At 70.6% G+C, this 18,460-nt stretch carries 18 protein-coding genes; all 18 read left to right on the plus strand.

Annotated elements, in window-relative coordinates:
* Positions 1 to 25: 25 nt before the first annotated feature.
* The 18 genes from pyrR to hisI all read left to right on the plus strand — a co-directional run bounded on the left by pyrR (position 26) and on the right by hisI (position 18,458).
* Complete coding sequence (pyrR, locus tag WA967_RS02705) at positions 26 to 556, plus strand: bifunctional pyr operon transcriptional regulator/uracil phosphoribosyltransferase PyrR (protein ID WP_424419359.1); 531 nt, start codon at positions 26 to 28, stop codon at positions 554 to 556.
* Positions 553 to 1,518, plus strand: a complete 966-nt coding sequence (locus WA967_RS02710; RefSeq protein ID WP_424419360.1) for an aspartate carbamoyltransferase catalytic subunit — start codon at positions 553 to 555, stop codon at positions 1,516 to 1,518. The genes pyrR and WA967_RS02710 overlap by 4 nt, the downstream gene beginning before the upstream one ends.
* A complete protein-coding gene (locus WA967_RS02715; RefSeq protein ID WP_424419361.1) occupies positions 1,515 to 2,816 on the plus strand; it encodes a dihydroorotase in 1,302 nt (433 codons plus the stop codon). Before WA967_RS02710 ends, WA967_RS02715 begins: the two co-directional genes overlap by 4 nt.
* Positions 2,813 to 3,319: a hypothetical protein gene (locus WA967_RS02720; protein WP_424419362.1), complete on the plus strand. Its 507-nt coding sequence runs from the start codon at positions 2,813 to 2,815 to the stop codon at positions 3,317 to 3,319. The genes WA967_RS02715 and WA967_RS02720 overlap by 4 nt, the downstream gene beginning before the upstream one ends.
* Complete coding sequence (gene carA, locus WA967_RS02725; protein WP_424419364.1) at positions 3,316 to 4,509, plus strand: glutamine-hydrolyzing carbamoyl-phosphate synthase small subunit; 1,194 nt, start codon at positions 3,316 to 3,318, stop codon at positions 4,507 to 4,509. The genes WA967_RS02720 and carA overlap by 4 nt, the downstream gene beginning before the upstream one ends.
* Entirely contained in the window at positions 4,509 to 7,796 is a 3,288-nt protein-coding gene (gene carB, locus WA967_RS02730; RefSeq protein WP_424419365.1) for a carbamoyl-phosphate synthase large subunit, read from the plus strand. Before carA ends, carB begins: the two co-directional genes overlap by 1 nt.
* On the plus strand, positions 7,793 to 8,653 hold the full coding sequence (pyrF, locus tag WA967_RS02735) for an orotidine-5'-phosphate decarboxylase (RefSeq protein WP_424419366.1): 861 nt from the start codon (positions 7,793 to 7,795) through the stop codon (positions 8,651 to 8,653). The genes carB and pyrF overlap by 4 nt, the downstream gene beginning before the upstream one ends.
* Positions 8,646 to 9,554 (plus strand): guanylate kinase, encoded by a 909-nt coding sequence (gene gmk / locus WA967_RS02740; RefSeq protein ID WP_424419367.1) that lies wholly within the window; start codon positions 8,646 to 8,648, stop codon positions 9,552 to 9,554. Before pyrF ends, gmk begins: the two co-directional genes overlap by 8 nt.
* Positions 9,555 to 9,629: 75 nt before the next feature.
* Positions 9,630 to 9,884, plus strand: coding sequence for a DNA-directed RNA polymerase subunit omega (rpoZ, locus tag WA967_RS02745; RefSeq protein WP_298864808.1), 255 nt, complete (start codon positions 9,630 to 9,632; stop codon positions 9,882 to 9,884).
* Between the two features lie 114 nt (positions 9,885 to 9,998).
* On the plus strand, positions 9,999 to 11,195 hold the full coding sequence (gene metK / locus WA967_RS02750) for a methionine adenosyltransferase (RefSeq protein ID WP_424419368.1): 1,197 nt from the start codon (positions 9,999 to 10,001) through the stop codon (positions 11,193 to 11,195).
* Positions 11,196 to 11,262: 67 nt separating this feature from the next.
* On the plus strand, positions 11,263 to 13,179 hold the full coding sequence (locus tag WA967_RS02755; protein ID WP_424419369.1) for a primosomal protein N': 1,917 nt from the start codon (positions 11,263 to 11,265) through the stop codon (positions 13,177 to 13,179).
* Positions 13,180 to 13,215: 36 nt separating this feature from the next.
* Positions 13,216 to 14,136, plus strand: a complete 921-nt coding sequence (gene fmt / locus WA967_RS02760) for a methionyl-tRNA formyltransferase (RefSeq protein WP_424419370.1) — start codon at positions 13,216 to 13,218, stop codon at positions 14,134 to 14,136.
* Positions 14,133 to 15,518, plus strand: a complete 1,386-nt coding sequence (locus WA967_RS02765) for an RsmB/NOP family class I SAM-dependent RNA methyltransferase (RefSeq protein ID WP_424419371.1) — start codon at positions 14,133 to 14,135, stop codon at positions 15,516 to 15,518. The genes fmt and WA967_RS02765 overlap by 4 nt, the downstream gene beginning before the upstream one ends.
* Positions 15,519 to 15,521: 3 nt before the next feature.
* A complete protein-coding gene (gene rpe / locus WA967_RS02770; protein WP_424419372.1) occupies positions 15,522 to 16,202 on the plus strand; it encodes a ribulose-phosphate 3-epimerase in 681 nt (226 codons plus the stop codon).
* Positions 16,199 to 16,462 carry a phosphoribosyl-ATP diphosphatase gene (locus WA967_RS02775; RefSeq protein ID WP_424419373.1) on the plus strand — a complete coding sequence of 88 codons (264 nt, stop codon included), beginning with the start codon at positions 16,199 to 16,201 and terminating at the stop codon, positions 16,460 to 16,462. The genes rpe and WA967_RS02775 overlap by 4 nt, the downstream gene beginning before the upstream one ends.
* Before the next feature lie 39 nt (positions 16,463 to 16,501).
* Positions 16,502 to 17,344: an ATP phosphoribosyltransferase gene (gene hisG, locus WA967_RS02780; RefSeq protein WP_424419374.1), complete on the plus strand. Its 843-nt coding sequence runs from the start codon at positions 16,502 to 16,504 to the stop codon at positions 17,342 to 17,344.
* On the plus strand, positions 17,344 to 18,105 hold the full coding sequence (gene hisF, locus WA967_RS02785; protein ID WP_424419375.1) for an imidazole glycerol phosphate synthase subunit HisF: 762 nt from the start codon (positions 17,344 to 17,346) through the stop codon (positions 18,103 to 18,105). Before hisG ends, hisF begins: the two co-directional genes overlap by 1 nt.
* Positions 18,102 to 18,458: a phosphoribosyl-AMP cyclohydrolase gene (hisI, locus tag WA967_RS02790; RefSeq protein ID WP_424419376.1), complete on the plus strand. Its 357-nt coding sequence runs from the start codon at positions 18,102 to 18,104 to the stop codon at positions 18,456 to 18,458. Before hisF ends, hisI begins: the two co-directional genes overlap by 4 nt.
* The last annotated feature ends 2 nt before the right edge of the window (positions 18,459 to 18,460 follow it).

Consider the following 18,460-nt stretch of genomic DNA (forward strand, 5'->3'; position numbering starts at 1 on the left):
GTGAGGCGGAGAAGGGAAGTGGCCATTGTCTGCACGCACAGTGCTGCAGGAAGCCGACATCTCACGCGCGCTGACGCGCATCGCCCATGAGATCCTCGAATCCAACCGCGGTGCCGAAGGGCTCATCCTCCTCGGCATCCCGACCCGCGGGGTGACGCTCGCCGATCGGCTCGGTCCCATCGTCTCCGGCATCGCCGGCACCGAGATCCCGGTGGGCTCCCTGGACATCACGCTCTTCCGCGATGACCTGTCCAAGCATCCCACCCGCTCGCCCAAGCGCACTGAGATCCCCGACGGCGGCATCGACGGCAGAACCGTGGTCCTCGTCGACGATGTGCTGTTCTCCGGGCGCAGCATCCGCGCGGCGCTCGATGCCATCCAGTCCATCGGACGCCCGGCCGTCGTGCGGCTGGCGATCCTCGTGGACCGCGGCCACCGCGAGCTGCCCATCCGGCCCGACTTCGTCGGCAAGAACATCCCGTCCTCCCGCACCGAGCGCGTCAACGTGCGCCTGAAGGAGCTCGACGGCGCCGATGAGGTGACGATCGAGTCATGAGGCATCTGCTCGACACTCGCAGCCTCGCCCGCGAGGACGCGCTGCGCATCCTCGACGTGGCCGAGGACATGGCCGACACCCAGTCCCGTCAGGTCAAGAAGCTGCCGACCCTGCTGGGCAAGACCGTCGTGAACCTCTTCTTCGAGGACTCCACCCGCACCCGCATCTCGTTCGAGGCCGCCGCCAAGCGCCTCTCCGCCGACGTCATCAACTTCTCGGCCAAGGGATCCAGCGTCTCCAAGGGCGAGAGCCTGAAGGACACTGCGCAGACCCTGCAGGCGATGGGAGCGGATGCCGTGGTGATCCGCCACTCGGCATCCGGCGCTCCGCGCACCCTCGCCACCAGCGGCTGGATCTCCGCCGGCGTCGTGAACGCCGGCGACGGCACGCACGAGCACCCCACCCAGGCCCTGCTGGACGCGTTCACGATCCGCAAGCGCCGGTACGGGGCCGACAGCCGCGGCCGGGACCTGTCCGGCCTCCGCGTGGTCATCGTGGGCGACGTCCTGCACTCCCGGGTCGCACGGTCGAACGTGTGGCTGCTGTCGACGCTGGGTGCCGAGGTGACGCTGGTCACCCCGCCCACGCTGATTCCGCAGAACGTGTCGCAGTGGCCCGCGCGGGTTCTGTACGACCTGGATGCGGCCCTCGCCGAGGCTCCGGACGCCGTCATGATGCTGCGCATCCAGATGGAGCGCATGCACGCCGCGTTCTTCCCGACCGAGCGCGAGTACACCCGCCGGTGGGGCCTCGACGCGGTTCGGGCGGCGACGCTGCCCGAGAGTAGCATCGTGATGCACCCCGGCCCGATGAACCGCGGCCTGGAGATCTCCTCCGAGGCGGCTGACTCCGCACGCTCGACCGTGCTGGAGCAGGTCACCAACGGAGTCTCCGTGCGCATGGCGGTGCTGTACCTGCTGCTTGCAGGGGACCGGAACGAAGAACGAGGAGAAGCACAGTGACCGAGACCCTCGTCATCGCCGGAGCCAGGCTGCTCGGCGGCGACAGCGCCGACGTCGTCATCGAGAAGGGCGTCATCGCCGAGATCGGCACGGGCCTGAGCCGCAGCGGCGCACGCGTCATCGACGCGGCCGGCCTGATCGCGCTTCCCGGCCTGGTCGACCTGCACACGCATCTGCGCGAGCCGGGCTTCGAGACGTCCGAGACGGTGCTCAGCGGCACCCGGGCTGCCGCAGCCGGCGGTTTCACCGCCGTGTTCGCCATGCCCAACACGCAGCCCGTCGCCGACACCGCCGGTGTGGTGGAGCAGGAGCTCGCCTTCGGCGAGGCCTCCGGCTACGCGACGGTGCAGCCCATCGGCGCCGTCACCATCGGCCAGAAGGGCGAGCGCCTCGCCGAGCTCGGCGCCATGGCGGCCTCCCGCGCCCGCGTCCGCGTGTTCAGCGACGACGGCTCCTGCGTCTGGGATCCTCTGATCATGCGCCGCGCTCTGGAGTACGTCAAGTCCTTCAACGGCGTCATCGCCCAGCACGCGCAGGATCCGCGCCTCACGCAGAACGCCCAGATGAACGAGGGCGTCGTCTCCGCCGAACTGGGCCTGGCCGGATGGCCGTCCGTCGCCGAGGAGTCCATCATCGCCCGCGACGTGCTGCTGGCCGAGCATGTGGGCTCGCGTCTGCATGTCTGCCACCTGTCCACGGCCGGATCCGTCGACCTGATCCGCTGGGCCAAGAAGCGCGGCGTGCAGGTGACCGCGGAGGTCACGCCGCACCACCTGCTGCTGACCGACGATCTGGTGCGCGGTTACGACGCCCGCTACAAGGTCAATCCGCCACTGCGCACGGCGGAGGATGTGCAGGCCGTGCGCGCGGGCCTCGCAGACGGCACGATCGACATCGTCGCCACCGATCATGCCCCGCACCCCGCCGAGAACAAGGCGTGCGAGTGGCAGGCCGCAGCCAACGGCATGGTCGGGCTGGAGAGCGCGCTGCGCGTGGTGCACCAGGCGATGGTGCAGACCGGCATGCTCGAGTGGAATGACGTCGCCCGCGTCATGAGCACGGCTCCCGCACGCATCGGGCAGCTGGAGGGCTTCGGCTCGCTGGCAGTCGGCTCACCGGCTCATCTCGCGCTGTACGATCCGAGCGCGTCCGGCGTGTTCACGAACGCGGATCTGCACGGGCGCAGCCACAACTCGCCCTATCTCGGCCGGGAGCTGCCAGGTCGAGTGCAGTGGACGATCCATGGCGGCATCCCGACCGTCGAGGACGGCCGCCTCGTCGCGGAGCTGCAGAAGTGAGCCGCGAGGGCGCCGTGCTGATCACCGCCGCCATCGCGGTGGTCATCCTGGTGGCGATGTTCCTCGGATGGCGACGAAGGCTGCGCAGGGACTCCGGCCTCAGCGCGCCACTCGGCGTGCCCGAGCATGCGGAAGTCACTGCGCGGCACGAGATCCTGTATGTCGCGACCACCCAGCACGACCAGCCGCTGGAACGACTCGCGATCACACCGCTGGCCTACCGGGCTCGCGGTGAGCTGGTGGTCACGGACCGCGGCGCCGCCCTCAGTCTGGACGGCTCGCCCACCGTGTTCATCACCTCGTCACGGCTGGTGACGGTCGACCTCGCGACGGTCGCCATCGACCGCGTCGTGGAGCCGAACGGGCTGATCCGCCTGGTATGGCGGATCACCGACGACCTCCTTGTAGACACCTTCCTGCGTCACGCCTCCGGCGGACCGCAGCAGATCCTCCCCGAGCTCGAAGCGCTGTGCGCGAGCTCGGAGAACGGAGAACAGCTTTGACCAGTTCCACCACCGGGGCATCCGCTCTGGAGAAGCCCGCGGTGCTCGTCCTCGAGGATGGCACCCGATTCGCCGGTCGCGCCTATGGCGCCACCGGCATCACCCTCGGCGAGGTCGTCTTCGCCACCGGCATGTCCGGATACCAGGAGACGCTCACCGATCCGTCCTACGCCGGCCAGATCGTGCTGCAGACCGCGCCGCACATCGGCAACACCGGCATGAACCGCGAGGACGACGAGTCCAGCCGCATCTGGGTCGCCGGGTACGTCGTCCGCGACCCCGCCCGTCGCGTCTCCAACTGGCGCGCCGAGGAGTCCCTCGACGACGCGCTGATCCGCGACGGCATCATCGGCATCAGCGGCATCGACACGCGGGCGCTCACCCGCCGCATCCGATCGCACGGATCCATGCGCGGCGGCATCTTCTCCGGAGGGGATGCCGCGCTGGATGCTGATGAGCAGCTGAACCGCGTCATCGGCGCCCCCGAGATGTCGGGCCTGAACCTCTCTGCCGAGGTCTCGGTCACCGAGCCTCGGGTGCTGTCCGCGCGGGGGGAGAGGATCGGCAACCTTGCCGTGCTCGATCTGGGCGTCAAGCAGTCCTCGCTGGACAACCTCGCCGATCTCGGCTTCGACGTGCACGTGCTGCCGCAGTCGGCGACCTTCGCCGACATCCAGGCGGTGGAGCCAGTCGGCGTGTTCTACTCGAACGGGCCCGGCGACCCGTCCGCGTCCGATCAGCAGGTCGCCGTGCTGCGCCAGGTGCTCGACGCCGGACTGCCGTACTTCGGCATCTGCTTCGGCAACCAGCTGTTCGGCCGCGCTCTGGGCCTGGGCACCTACAAGCTCGCGTTCGGCCACCGCGGCATCAACCAGCCGGTGCTGGACCGCGCCACCGGCCGGGTGGAGATCACCGCGCACAACCACGGGTTCGCCGTCGAGGCGCCGTTGGAGGGCGTTTTCCAGAGCCCGAACGGCTACGGCGCCGTTGAGGTCAGCCACGTCGACCTCAACGACCAGGTGGTCGAGGGACTGCGCGCCCATGACATCCCGGCGTTCTCCGTGCAGTACCACCCCGAGGCCGCCGCAGGCCCGCACGACGCCCACTACCTCTTCGCCAGGTTCCGCGACCTGGTGCTCTCGACCCTTCGACAAGCTCAGGGCCCCATTTCCGGAAAGGACGCCGAGTAATGCCGAAGCGTGACGATATCGAATCCGTTCTGGTGATCGGCTCCGGCCCGATCGTCATCGGCCAGGCCTGCGAGTTCGACTACTCGGGCACTCAGGCGTGCCGCGTGCTGCGCGAGGAGGGCGTCCGCGTCATCCTGGTGAACTCCAATCCGGCCACCATCATGACCGACCCCGACTTCGCCGACGCGACCTACATCGAGCCGATCACTCCCGAGGTCATCGAGACGATCATCGCCAAGGAGAAGCCGGATGCCATCCTGCCGACCCTCGGCGGCCAGACCGCGCTGAACGCGGCCATGGCGCTGCACGAGCGCGGCATCCTCGAGAAGTACGGCGTCGAGCTCATCGGCGCCAAGGTCGACGCCATCCGCAAGGGCGAGGACCGCCAGATCTTCAAGGAGCTCGTCCTCGAGTGCGGCGCAGACGTCGCGGCATCCGTCATCTGCCACACCATGGACGAGATCCTCGCCGGGGCTGAGAAGCTCGGGTACCCGCTGGTCGTCCGCCCCTCGTTCACGATGGGCGGCCTGGGATCCGGCTTCGCGTACGACGAGGAGGACCTGCTCCGCATCGCCGGTGCCGGCCTGCACGACTCGCCCACGCACGAGGTGCTGCTGGAGGAGTCGATCCTGGGCTGGAAGGAGTACGAGCTCGAGCTCATGCGCGACACGGCCGACAACACGGTCGTCGTCTGCTCCATCGAGAACGTCGACCCGGTCGGCGTGCACACCGGCGACTCCATCACGGTCGCCCCGGCGCTCACGCTGACCGACCGCGAGTACCAGAAGATGCGCGACATCTCGATCGACATCATCCGCGCCGTGGGCGTGGACACCGGCGGTTGCAACATCCAGTTCGCCGTCGACCCGTCCAACGGCCGCATCATCGTCATCGAGATGAACCCGCGCGTCTCCCGCTCGTCGGCGCTGGCGTCGAAGGCCACCGGCTTCCCGATCGCCAAGCTCGCCGCCAAGCTCGCGCTGGGCTACCGGCTCGACGAGATCCCCAACGACATCACGGGCGTGACCCCGGCCAGCTTCGAGCCGACGCTGGACTACGTGGTCGTGAAGGTGCCCCGGTTTGCGTTCGAGAAGTTCCCGGCCGCCGACGCCACGCTCACCACCACCATGAAGTCGGTCGGCGAGGCCATGGCCATCGGCCGCAACTACACCACCGCGCTGCAGAAGGCGCTGCGGTCGCTGGAGCAGCGCGGCTCGTCGTTCCACTGGGGCCCCGAGGAGCGCTCCGCCTCAGAGCTGCTGGAGATCGCGAAGACGCCGACCGACGGCCGGATCGTCGTGCTCCAGCAGGCACTGCGCAAGGGCGCCACCATCGAGCAGGCCTTCGAGGCCACCGCGATGGACCCGTGGTTCCTCGACCAGATCGTGCTGATCAACGAGGTCGCCGAGACCGTCGCCGAGGCGCCCGAGCTCGACGCGTCCGTGCTGCGGCACGCGAAGGAGCACGGCTTCTCCGACACGCAGATCGCGCAACTGCGCGGCATCACGGAGGCCGAGGTGCGCAGCATCCGCCACGCACTCGACGTGCGCCCGGTCTACAAGACCGTGGACACCTGTGCGGGGGAGTTCCCTGCGCTCACGCCGTACCACTACTCCAGCTACGACTTCGAGACCGAAGTCGCCCCCTCGGAGCGCACCAAGGTCGTCATCATCGGCTCCGGCCCGAACCGCATCGGCCAGGGCGTGGAGTTCGACTACTCCTGCGTGCACGCGTCATTCGCGCTCTCGGATGCCGGATACGAGACCATCATGGTCAACTGCAACCCCGAGACGGTCTCCACCGACTACGACACCTCCGACCGGCTGTACTTCGAGCCGCTCACACTCGAGGACGTGCTGGAGGTGCTGGACGCCGAGGCCCGCAGCGGCACGATCCTCGGCGTGGTCTGCCAGCTCGGCGGTCAGACGCCGCTGGGCCTGGCGAAGGGCATCGAGGCGGCCGGCTACACGGTGCTGGGCACCAGCCCCGCCGCCATCGACCTGGCCGAGGAGCGCGAACTGTTCTCGCGCCTGCTGGACGAGGCCGGCCTGGTCGCGCCGCGCAACGGCACGGCCATCGACGTGGAGGGCGCGGTCCGGATCGCCGAGGAGATCGGCTACCCGGTGCTGGTGCGCCCGAGCTTCGTGCTCGGCGGCCGCGGCATGGAGATCGTGTACGACACCCCGTCGCTGCGGGACTACTTCGTGCGCACTGCGGGCAATGTGATCATCGAGGAGGGCAAGCCGCTGCTGGTGGACCGCTTCCTCGACGACGCGATCGAGCTGGACGTGGACGCGCTGTACGACGGCACCGACCTGTACATCGGCGGGATCATGGAGCACCTGGAGGAGGCCGGCATCCACTCCGGCGACTCCAGCTGCACGCTGCCGCCGATCTCGCTGGGACGAAACGAGATCGAGCGCGTCCGCACGGCGACCCTGGCCATCGCCGAGGGCGTGGGCGTGCGCGGCCTGCTGAACGTGCAGTTCGCGATCAGCGCCGGCGTGCTGTACGTCATCGAGGCCAACCCCCGCGCCAGCCGCACGGTGCCGTTCGTGTCCAAGGCACTCGGGGTGCCGATGGCCAAGGCGGCGAGCCGCATCATGGCCGGCGCCACCATCGCCGAGCTGAAGGTCGAGGGCATGCTGCCCGAGCAGGACGGCTCGAGGGTGCCGCTGGGCGCGCCGATCGCCGTCAAGGAGGCCGTGCTGCCGTTCAAGCGGTTCCGCACGCACCTGGGCAAGGTCGTCGACTCCGTGCTCGGCCCGGAGATGCGCTCCACCGGCGAGGTGATGGGCATCGCCGCGGACTTCCCGACCGCGTTCGCGAAGAGCCAGGCCGCCGCGTACGGCGGGATGCCGACCTCGGGCACCGTGTTCATCTCGGTGGCCGATTCGGACAAGCGCGACGTGATCCTGCCGGCGCACCGCCTCGCACAGCTCGGCTTCTCGCTCATCGCGACCGAGGGCACCGCTGAGATCCTGGCGCGCAACGGCATCGACGTGGCACTGGTGTCGAAGTTCAGCGACACGGCTGAGACCGGCGAGCGGAACATCGTCGACATGATCAACGACGGTGAGATCGACATCGTCGTCAACACCCCCAGCGGTGGTGCTGCGCGCGCCGACGGCTATGAGATCCGTGCGGCAGCCGTAGCCGCGGACAAGGCACTGTTCACCACCATGGCCGTGCTGGGCGCGGCCGTGAGCGGGATGGATGCCGCCGGCGAGGGCTTCTCGGTGCGCAGCCTGCAGGAGTACGAGCTGGATCGGCAGGCTGCGAAGTGACCTCGTTCGGGGCGCGCCTGCGTGCGGCCATGGATGCGCACGGGCCACTGTGCGTGGGCATCGACCCGCACGCGGCGCTCCTCGAGCAATGGGGGCTGAATCAGGATGCCGACGGCCTTCGCGCCTTCGGCCTGGCCGTCGTCGAGGCCGCGGCAGGGCGCGTGGGCGTCGTCAAGCCGCAGGTCGCGTTCTTCGAGCGGTTCGGCTCGAAGGGCTTCGCAGCGCTGGAGGACGTGATCTCCGCTGCCCGTGCGGCGGGCCTGCTGGTGCTTGCGGACGCGAAGCGCGGTGACATCGGCTCCACCATGGCCGGCTACGCGTCGGCCTGGCTCGAGCCGGGTTCGACCCTGGAATCGGATGCCGTCACCGTCAGCCCCTACCTGGGGCCGGAGTCCCTGCGGGAGACGATCACCACGGCGATCCGCGCCGACAAGGGCGTGTTCGTGCTGGCCGCGACGAGCAACCCCGAGGCGCCGTCCCTGCAGACGGCACGCACGGTCGATGTCGCGGCATCCGATGACCAGACCGTCGCTCAGCGCGTCGCGCGCGATGTGATCTGGGCCAACGGCTCACCGGCGTTCGCCGGAGGACTGGGGCCTGTCGGCCTGGTGATCGGCGCTACCGTGGACAGGAGTGAACTGGGCCTCGGCGACGACGTGCTGGACGGCACGCCGATCCTCGCTCCCGGATTCGGGGCGCAGGGTGCGACGGCGTCGGACCTGATCACGCGTTTCGGCGCCGTGGCGCCGCAGGTGCTGGCGAGCGAGAGCCGCAGCATCCTGCGCGCCGGGCCCGAGGGCATCGCGGCAGCCATCGATGAGCACGCCGCTCGGTATCTGGAGGTTCTCCGTGGTTGAAGGTCGTGTCGTCCCCGAGGTCGATCGCTTCGCGGCGTCGCAGCGCGCGCTGCAGCGCCGGCGCGGCCGGGCATCGCTGAAACGCGACCTGACCACGCGCGTCGCGACCCCGCAGGAGATCCTGCGGCGCGCGGTGGCCGACAGCGACTCGGACGCCGCGACCATGCGCATCACCGACTTCCTGATGGCGCTGCCCGCCATCGGCGCGGGCAAGCGCGATCGCATCCTCGAGGAGCTGCACATCTCGCCGGTCAAGCGCCTCGGCGGCCTCGGGGTGCGGCAGCTGGCTGCGCTGTCGGAATGGCTCGACGGGCGGTTCCCGCCTCACCGTGCGCGCGCCGGGCGCACCCGCTTGCTGGTGCTGGCCGGTCCCACGGCCGTCGGCAAGGGCACGGTGGCCGCGCACATCCGGGAGAACCACCCGGACATCCACCTTTCGGTCTCGGCCACCACCCGCGCGCCGCGTCCCGGCGAGGTCGACGGCGTGCACTACTACTTCGTCGACGACGCCGAGTTCGACCGGATGATCGCCACCGGCGAGCTTCTCGAACACGCCACCGTGCACAACAGGCACCGTTACGGCACCCCTCGCGGCCCTGTCGACGCGGCGCTTGCCGAGGGCCGCACGGTGCTGCTGGAGATCGATCTGCAGGGGGCCAGGCAGGTGCGGGCCGCCGATCCGTCCGCGACACTGGTGTTCCTGCTGCCGCCGTCCTGGGACGAGCTGGTGCACCGACTGATCGGCCGCGGGACCGAGGACGCCGAGGAGCAGGCCCGCCGGCTGCGCACCGCGCGCACTGAACTGGCCGCGCAGAACGAGTTCGATTACCTCGTCGTGAACGCCGACGTCGCGACCGCGGCCCAGGAGGTCGTAGAATTGTCGGCAGGGCTTGTGCGCTGAGCGTTCGCGCGCGCCTATAAACGTCTTCGCGGCATGCCATCATCCGATGACCGCCGCCTGAGCAGGAGGTCCACCATGGCCGCAGAGAACAAGGGCATCATCGACCCGCCCATCGACAGCCTTCTGGAGCGCGTCGAGTCGAAGTACGAGCTCGTGATCTACGCGTCCAAGCGCGCGCGTCAGATCAACGACTACTACTCCGACCTGCACGAGGGCAACCTCTTCGACAACGTGGGCCCACTGGTGGACTCGTCCGTGGAGGACAAGCCGCTCACCATCGCGCTGCACGAGATCCACGAGGACAAGCTCCGCATCCGTCACGCCGAGTGACCCTCTTCCAGACCCTGTGAGCCGCCGACGTCCGCATCCGGATGTCGGCGGCTCCCTGCAGAATGGCGCAGAGCCGGCACCGGCTCCGCATTTCAACCCCGCTTTGGAGCACAGATGAGCGCGCTGCGCCTGTTCACGTCGGAATCCGTCACGGAAGGGCACCCGGACAAGATCTGCGATCAGATCTCCGACAGCGTGCTCGACGCGCTGCTGAGCGTCGACACCGGCTCCCGCGTGGCCGTGGAGACGCTGGTGACCACGGGCCTGGTGCACGTGGCGGGGGAGATCCGAACCGACGGGTACGTGGACATCCCCACCATCGTGCGCGATGTCGTCAACCGCATCGGCTACACCTCCAGCGAGACCGGATTCGACGGCTCCTCGTGCGGCGTGACCGTGTCGGTGGGGGAGCAGTCCATGGACATCGCCCACGGCGTCGACGACGCGCAGGAGCACCGCGACGGCGGCTCCACCGACCCCCGGGACGAGCTCGGCGCCGGCGACCAGGGAATCATGTTCGGCTTCGCGACCGACGAGACCCCGCAGCTCATGCCGATGGCGGCGTGGACCGCGCACCGCATCGCCGAGCGCCTCACCGAGGTGCGCCGCTCCGGCGAGCTGCCCTTCCTGCGTCCCGACGGCAAGACCCAGGTGACGCTGGGCTACGACGGCTACACGCCCAAGACGGTGGATGCCGTGGTGCTCTCCACCCAGCATCACCCCGACATCTCGCAGGACGAGCTCAAGCAGCTCGTGCGCGCCCGGGTCATCGACCCCGTGCTCGCGCAGACCGGACTCGACTTGGCCGCCGACCTGAAGTACTACATCAACCCGGCCGGTCCGTTCGTCACCGGCGGTCCCAAGGGCGACGCCGGCCTCACCGGCCGCAAGATCATCATCGACACCTACGGTGGGGCGGCCCGCCACGGCGGTGGCGCGTTCAGCGGTAAGGACCCGTCCAAGGTCGACCGCTCGGGCGCGTACGCGATGCGCTGGGTGGCCAAGAACGTGGTCGCCGCGGGCCTCGCGCAGCGCGCCGAGGTGCAGGTCGCCTACGCCATCGGCGTGGCCCGCCCGGTGGGCCTGTACGTCGAGACCTTCGGCACCGGCACCGTCTCCGACGACGTGATCATCCGGGCGATCGACAGCGTCTTCGATCTGCGCCCGCAGGCCATCATCGAGGAGCTCGACCTGCTGCGCCCCATCTACGCGCAGACCGCAGCGTACGGCCACTTCGGCCGCGAGCTCCCGGAGTTCACCTGGGAGCGCACGGACCGCGCAGAGGAGCTGCGCCGCGCCGCCGGAGTCTGAGGCCACCGTGCCGCCGGTCCCCGAACCAGCGCCCGCCGGCAACGGGGGCGGGCGGCGCATCGCGCGCGTGCTCATCGATTCGCCGCTCCCGCAGCTGGATCGCCTGTTCGACTACGCCCTGCCGGCCGAACTCGATGAGGTCGTGGCCGGGGTGCGCGTCAAGGTGCCGCTGCGCACCGCGGGGCGGGTGGTCGACGGCTTCGTGGTCGAGGTCGCCGCAGAACCGGACGACGCCCGCGCGCTGTCCGACGTGGAGAGCGTCGTCTCATCCGTCCAGGTCTTACCCGACCGGCTGTACCGTCTCGCGCGACGGGCGGCGGACAGGGCCGCCGGCTCGGCCTCCGACATCCTGCGCCTGGCCGTCCCCAAGCGGCAGGTGCGCGTGGAGAGGTCCTGGCGCGCTCCCGAGTCCGTGCCGGAGGTCGATGCGGATGCCGTGGCGCGGGCGCACCTGGTCATCGGCGAGTACCGGGGGTTGGCGGACGTCCTCCGGGATGCCGGCCGCGCCGCCGTGGAGGCCATCCCGGTTCCGCGTGACGGGATACCCGGATGGGCTCTGCTGCTGGCATCCGCCGCCACCGTTCAACTGGCGGAAGGGCGCTCCAGCGTCCTGATCGTGCCCGACTACCGCGACCAGGAGCTGTTGCTGCAGGCGCTGGCGCTGCTGCTGCCCGATGAGGCCGTGGTCCGCAGCGACGCCAGGCAGAGCAATCCCGACCGCTACCGCGCGTTCCTGCGCACGCTCGATGAGGCTCCGTGCGTCGTGGTCGGCAACCGCTCCACCGTGTACGCACCCGTCCGCGCCGGACTCGTCGCGCTGTGGGACGACGGCGACCCATTGCTGTCGGAGCCGCTCGCCCCCTACGTGCACGCGCGGGATGCGGCCCTGCTGCGCCACGAGGACGAGGGCGGCGCGCTGCTGCTGGTGGGGCACACCCGATCCACTGACACGCAGCGGCTCGTGGAGCGCGGCTGGATGACGGACATCACCGCCACTCGTCGCATCATTCCGCAGGTGCGGTTGAGCACGCCGCAGGAGCTCGAGCAGATCGGGCGGCAGCGGGTGCCCTCCAGCGCGTTCGCGAGCGCGCGCGCGGCGACTGCCGAGGGCCCGGTGCTCGTCCAGGTGGCGCGGCCCGGGTTCGCTCCGACCCTGGTCTGCGCGAGCTGCCGTGCGCCCGCCCGCTGCCTGCACTGCGGCGGGCCGCTGGGCGCCCGCCGTCGGGGCGCGGTGCCCGTGTGCGGCTGGTGCGGCAGAGCGGCGAACTCCTGGCACTGCACGCACTGCTCCTCGGATCAGGTGCGCCTGGCATCCTCCGGCACCGAGCGCACCGCCGACGAACTCGGGCGCGCGTTCCCCGGTGTGCGCGTCATCGTGTCGGACGGCACTCATCCGGTGCAGCACGTCGACGCCAAGCCGGCCCTCGTCGTCGCGACGCGCGGTGCGGAGCCCGTCGCGGCCGGTGGGTACCGGGCGGTCATCCTGCTGGACGGCGCGCGCATGCTGCAGGCGCCCGAGCTGCGCATCGGCGAATCCTGCCTGCGGTGGTGGACCGGCGCCGCTGCCCTCGCCGCGCCCGGTGCGCCCATCCACCTCGTCGGGGTGGACGGCCCCGTCGCGCGGGCGCTGGCCACCTGGACACCCGCCGCGTACGCGCGCAGCGAGCTGGAGGCGCGCATGCCGCTGAAGATGCCTCCGACGGCCAGGGTCGCGCAGATCGAGGGTCTCGCGCCGTCCGTGCGCCGTGCCCTGGACGCGCTGGTGCCGCTGGGCGTCACGGGGGAGTCCGTGCTGGGTCCGCTGCCGGTCGACGACGACGGGCGGGTGCGCGCCCTGGTGCGGTTCAGCTACGCCTCGGGGCAGGCCGTGGCCGCGGCACTGCGCGGGGTGGTCGTCGCGGATGCCGCACAGAGCCGCCGCGGCCGTGGCAGAGCGCGCATCCTGCTCTCGGTGCACCTCGATATCCTCGAACCAGAGATCTGACCGTCCGTCGGATCGTCATCCATCCGGAGAACCTTCATGCGCCTCGTCTTCGCGGGAACACCCGCCGCCGCCGTGCCGACCCTGCACGCCCTCGCCGCCGATCACGAGATCGTCGGCGTCGTCACCCGTCCGGACGCCCCGCTGGGACGCAAGCGCGTGCTCACGCCCTCGCCCGTGGCATCGGCCGCCGAGCAGCTGGGGCTGCCCGTCATCAGGACGGCGCGGCTCGACGAGGACGCCACCGCGCGGATCACCGCGCTGGATGCCGACCTCGGTGTGATCGTCGCCTACGGCGGCATCGTCCGCGAGCCGCTGCTCTCGGCGCCCCCGCACGGGTGGATCAACCTGCACTTCTCGCTGCTGCCGGCCTGGCGCGGTGCGGCGCCCGTGCAGCGCGCCCTGATCGCGGGAGATGCCGAGTTGGGCGTGAGCATCTTCCAGCTGGTGCCGGCGCTGGACGCGGGCGACGTGTTCGCGATGCGCGCCGTCCCGCTGCCGGACGGCGCGACCGCTGAGGTCGCCCTCGGCGTGCTGGCCGCCGACGGCGCCGAACTGACCCGCGAGGTGGTCGCCGGGATCTCCGCGGGAACGGCATCCGCTGCACCGCAGGTCGGCGAGCCCACCCTGGCGCCCAAGCTCACGCTGGCCGACGGCCTTCTGGACTTCACGCAGTCGACGAGCACCGTCTTCGCCCGCTATCGCGGCGTGACGCCCGAACCCGGCGCGCACAGCACACTCGACGGTGCGCGGCTGAAGATCCTCGCAGCCTCTCCCGCCTCGGACGCTCCTGCTCTCGAGCCCGGCGAACTGCAGGGCACGAAGTCGTCGGTGCTCATCGGCACCGCCGACGGCGCGCTGGAGGTCACGCGCGTGCAGCCCGCGGGCAAGGGCGCCATGAACGCCGCCGACTGGTGGCGCGGGCTCCACGCCGAGCGCACGGTGCGGGTGGGCGCATGAGCAGTTCGAAGAAGCCCGGGATCCAGCCGGCCCGCTGGGTGGCCTACGACGTGCTGCGGGCGGTCTCGCAGGACGACGCGTACGCCAACCTGCTGCTTCCGCGGCTGATCTCCGACGCCGGTCTCGACACGCAGGATGCGGCGCTGGCCACCGAGCTGGCCTACGGCACGCTGCGCCGCCGTGGCACCTACGATGCCATCATCGCGAATGCCGCCGACCGCGGCATCGACACCATCGACCCGGGGGTGCTGGATGCGCTGCGACTGGGTGCCCACCAGCTGCTGGCCACCCGCGTCGCCCCGCACGCGGCGGTGAACGAGTCGGTCAATCTCGTCGCCGCCGAGGTGGGCCGCGGCGCCGCGGGCTTCGCGAACGCCGTGCTGCGGCGCATCAGCCGGGACGATGCCGACACCTGGCAGCAGCGCATCGAGGACGGCGCCCGCTCGGACGACGAGCGGCTGTCCCTGCGCACAGCCCACCCGGTGTGGGTGATCCGCGCCCTGCGCCGTGCACTGGCAGCCGAAGGGCGCGCCGATGAGCTCGCCACTCTGCTGGAGGCCGACAACCTCTCGCCGGAGGTCACCCTCGTGGCGCTGCCGGGCCTGGCAGACCGCGGCGAGCCCGCTCGCCCGTACGCGCCCACGGCGTTCGCCTCGCCCGGTGGCGACCCGCATGCCGTCATCGCGGATGCCGCAGGACGGATCCGCGTGCAGGACGAGGGCTCCCAGCTGGTCGCGCTCGCCCTGGCCGGCGCGACACCCGTGCGGGCGGGCGAGCGCTGGCTGGACCTGTGCGCAGGACCCGGCGGGAAGACCGCCCTGCTGGCGGCCATCGCCCACCGCGACGGCGCACAGCTGGAGGCCAACGAAGTCGTGCACGCCCGCGCGGACCTCGTCCGGCATGCGCTGGAGCCGCTGCCTGTCGACGTGCCCGTGCACGAGGAGGACGGCAGGGAGTTCGCCGCCCGGCATCCGTCGACCTTCGACCGCATCCTCGTCGACGCACCGTGCACGGGTCTCGGCGCGCTGCGCCGCCGTCCCGAGGCGCGCTGGCGCAAGGCCCCCGCCGACGTCGCCGAACTCGTCCCGCTTCAGACGCAGCTGCTGGATGCCGCCATCGACGCGCTCGCACCCGGCGGCATCGTCGCCTACGTCACCTGCTCGCCGCATCTGGCGGAGACCAGCGGCGTCGTCGAAGAGGTGCTGCGCGGCCGTTCCGACGTCATACGACTGGACACCCGCGCCGCGGTGTCCGCCGTCTCCGCCTCGCCCATCGACCTCCGCTCCGACACCGGTCCGGAGCAGGTGCAGCTGTGGCCGCACCGCCACGGCACCGACGCCATGTTCCTCGCGCTCCTCCAGCGCAACGACAAGGATGGATGACCCATGAACCTCCCCGCCGCACCGCGCATCAACCCCAGCATCCTCGCCGCCGACTTCGTCAACATGCAGGCCGATCTCGCTCGCATCGCGACGGCCGACTTCGCGCACGTCGACGTCATGGACAACCACTTCGTGCCGAACCTCACGTTCGGGCCGCAGATGGTCCAGCGCATCCAGGAGACCAGCCCCATTCCGCTGGACGTGCACCTGATGATCTCCGATCCGGATCGCTGGGCGCCCGGCTACGCCGAGCTGGGGGCCGCGAGCGTCACCTTCCACCTCGAGGCCGCCGCCGATCCGGTGGCGCTGGCGCGCAGGCTGCGGGGCATCGGCGCGCGCGCCGGCGTGGCCATCAAGCCCGGCACGGCGGGGGAGTCGCTGTACGACATCCTCGACGAGTTCGACCAGATCCTCGTCATGACCGTCGAACCGGGCTTCGGCGGCCAGGGCTTCATGCCGGAGACCATGCCCAAGCTTCGCGCGCTGCACGACGAGGCACGACGACGCGGGTCGAGCGTGTGGCTCCAGGTCGACGGCGGCATCTCCGACGCCACGATCGCGCAGGCTGCGCAGGCCGGCGCGGACACGTTCGTCGCGGGGTCCGCCGTTTACGGCGCGGATGACGTCGCAGCGGCCGTCACCCGGCTTCGGGAGCTCGCGCGAGCGGCTAGCCTGGAACAGTGAAGACATTCGACGAGCTGTTCGCCGAGCTCCAGCACACCGCGGCGACTCGCCCTGAGGGATCGGGCACCGTGGCCGAGCTGGACCGGGGCGTTCATGCGATCGGCAAGAAGATCGTCGAAGAGGCCGCCGAGGTGTGGATGGCCGCTGAGTACGAGACGCTGGACAACGCGGCGGAGGAGATCTCCCAGCTGCTCTACCACCTGCAGGTGATGATGATCGCCAAGGGCCTGGACCTGGAGGACGTCTACCGACATCTGTGAGCGCGTCTGAAGACCTCTCGCTCACACAGAAGGACATCCATGCTGCGCATCGCCGTACCCAACAAGGGCTCGCTGTCCGAGACAGCCGCCGAGATGCTCGCGGAGGCCGGCTACACCGGCCGCCGCGACGCCAAGACCCTGCACGTCATCGACGCCGACAGCGACGTCGAGCTGTTCTACCTCCGCCCGCGCGACATCGCCACCTACGTGGCCTCCGGCGCGCTGGACGTCGGCATCACCGGCCGCGACCTGCTGCTGGATGTGCGCCAGCACGATGCCCGCGAGATCGAGCAGCTGGGCTTCGCCCGCTCCACGTTCCGCTTCGCGGCTCCTCCCGGGAAGTACTCCTCGATCGAGCAGCTGGAGGGCGTGCGCGTGGCGTCCGCCTATCCCGGCCTCGTGGACGATTTCCTGCACGAGCACGGCGTGAACGCCACCCTGGTGCCGCTGGACGGCGCCGTGGAGTCCGCCGTGCAGCTGGGCGTCGCCGATGTGATCGCCGATGTGGTGGAGACCGGCACCACGCTGCGTCAGGCGGGCCTGGAGATCTTCGGCCCTGTGATCATCGAGTCCGAGGCCGTGCTGATCAGCCGCCCGGGCGATGTTCCGGGCACCGCGCGACTGCTGCGCCGCCTGCGCGGCGTGATGGTCGCCCGCCGTTACGTGCTGCTGGACTACGACCTGCCCGCCGACATGGTGGACAAGGCCACCGCCCTCTCGCCCGGCCGTGAGTCGCCGACCATCTCCCCGCTGCGCGATCCCGCGTGGGTGGCCGTGCGGGTGATGATCCCGCGCAAGGGGATGAACCAGCTGATGGACGACCTGTACGCGCTGGGCGCCCGCGCCATCCTCGTCACCGCGATCCACGCCGCGAGGCTCTGATGACGCTCGCCGCTCGCGTCATTCCGTGCCTCGACGTGGCTGCCGGTCGCGTCGTCAAGGGCGTCAACTTCAAGGATCTGCGCGACATGGGCGATCCCGTCGAGCTGGCCGCGCACTACGCCGCGCAGGGAGCCGACGAGATCACGTTCCTCGATGTCACGGCGACCGTCGATGACCGCTCCACCACGTACGGGGTGGTGCAGCGCACCGCCGAGCAGGTGTTCGTGCCGCTGACCGTGGGCGGCGGGGTGCGCAGCGTCGAGGATGTCGCGCGCCTGCTGGCCGTCGGCGCGGACAAGATCGGCGTGAACTCCGCCGCCATTGCACGGCCCGCCCTCATCGACGAGATCGCCGACCGCTTCGGCGCGCAGGTGCTCGTGCTCTCGCTGGATGTCAAGCGGGCGGCGACGACGGCATCCGGCTTCGTCGTCACCACCCACGGCGGACGCACCCAGACCACACTGGATGCCCTGGACTGGGCGCGCGAGGCCATCGAGCGCGGCGCGGGGGAGCTGCTGGTCAACTCCATCGACGCCGACGGCACCGAGGACGGCTTCGATCTGGAGCTCGTCCGGCTCATGCGGGAAGTCGCAGCCGTTCCCATCATCGCCTCCGGCGGTGCGGGATCGGCAGCCGACTTCCCGCCGGCCATCGAGGCGGGAGCGGATGCCGTGCTCGCGGCCAGCGTGTTCCACAGCGGGCGGCTGACCGTCGGCGATGTGAAGGACGCGCTGCGCGCGGACGGGGTGGTGGTGCGATGACCGCTGAAGACGCCGACATCGCCCGGGTCAACTGGAACGCCGACGGGCTCGCCCCGGTGGTCGTGCAGCAGTTCGACTCGCGCGAGGTGCTCATGCTGGCATGGATGGATGCCGAGGCGCTGCGCCGCACGCTCACCGGCGGACGCGCCGTGTACTGGTCGCGCTCCCGTCAGGAGTACTGGCGCAAGGGCGACACGTCCGGCAACACCCAGCAGGTGCATGCCGTGGCCGTCGACTGCGATGCCGACACGATCCTGCTCACCGTCGACCAGCACGGACCCGCCTGTCACACCGGCACGCGCACGTGCTTCGACGGACGCGAGTTGACGTTGTCGGCGGAAGCGGGGGAGTGATC

The organism is Microbacterium sp., assembly GCF_049650565.1.
Taxonomy (GTDB): Bacteria; Actinomycetota; Actinomycetes; order Actinomycetales; family Microbacteriaceae; genus Microbacterium.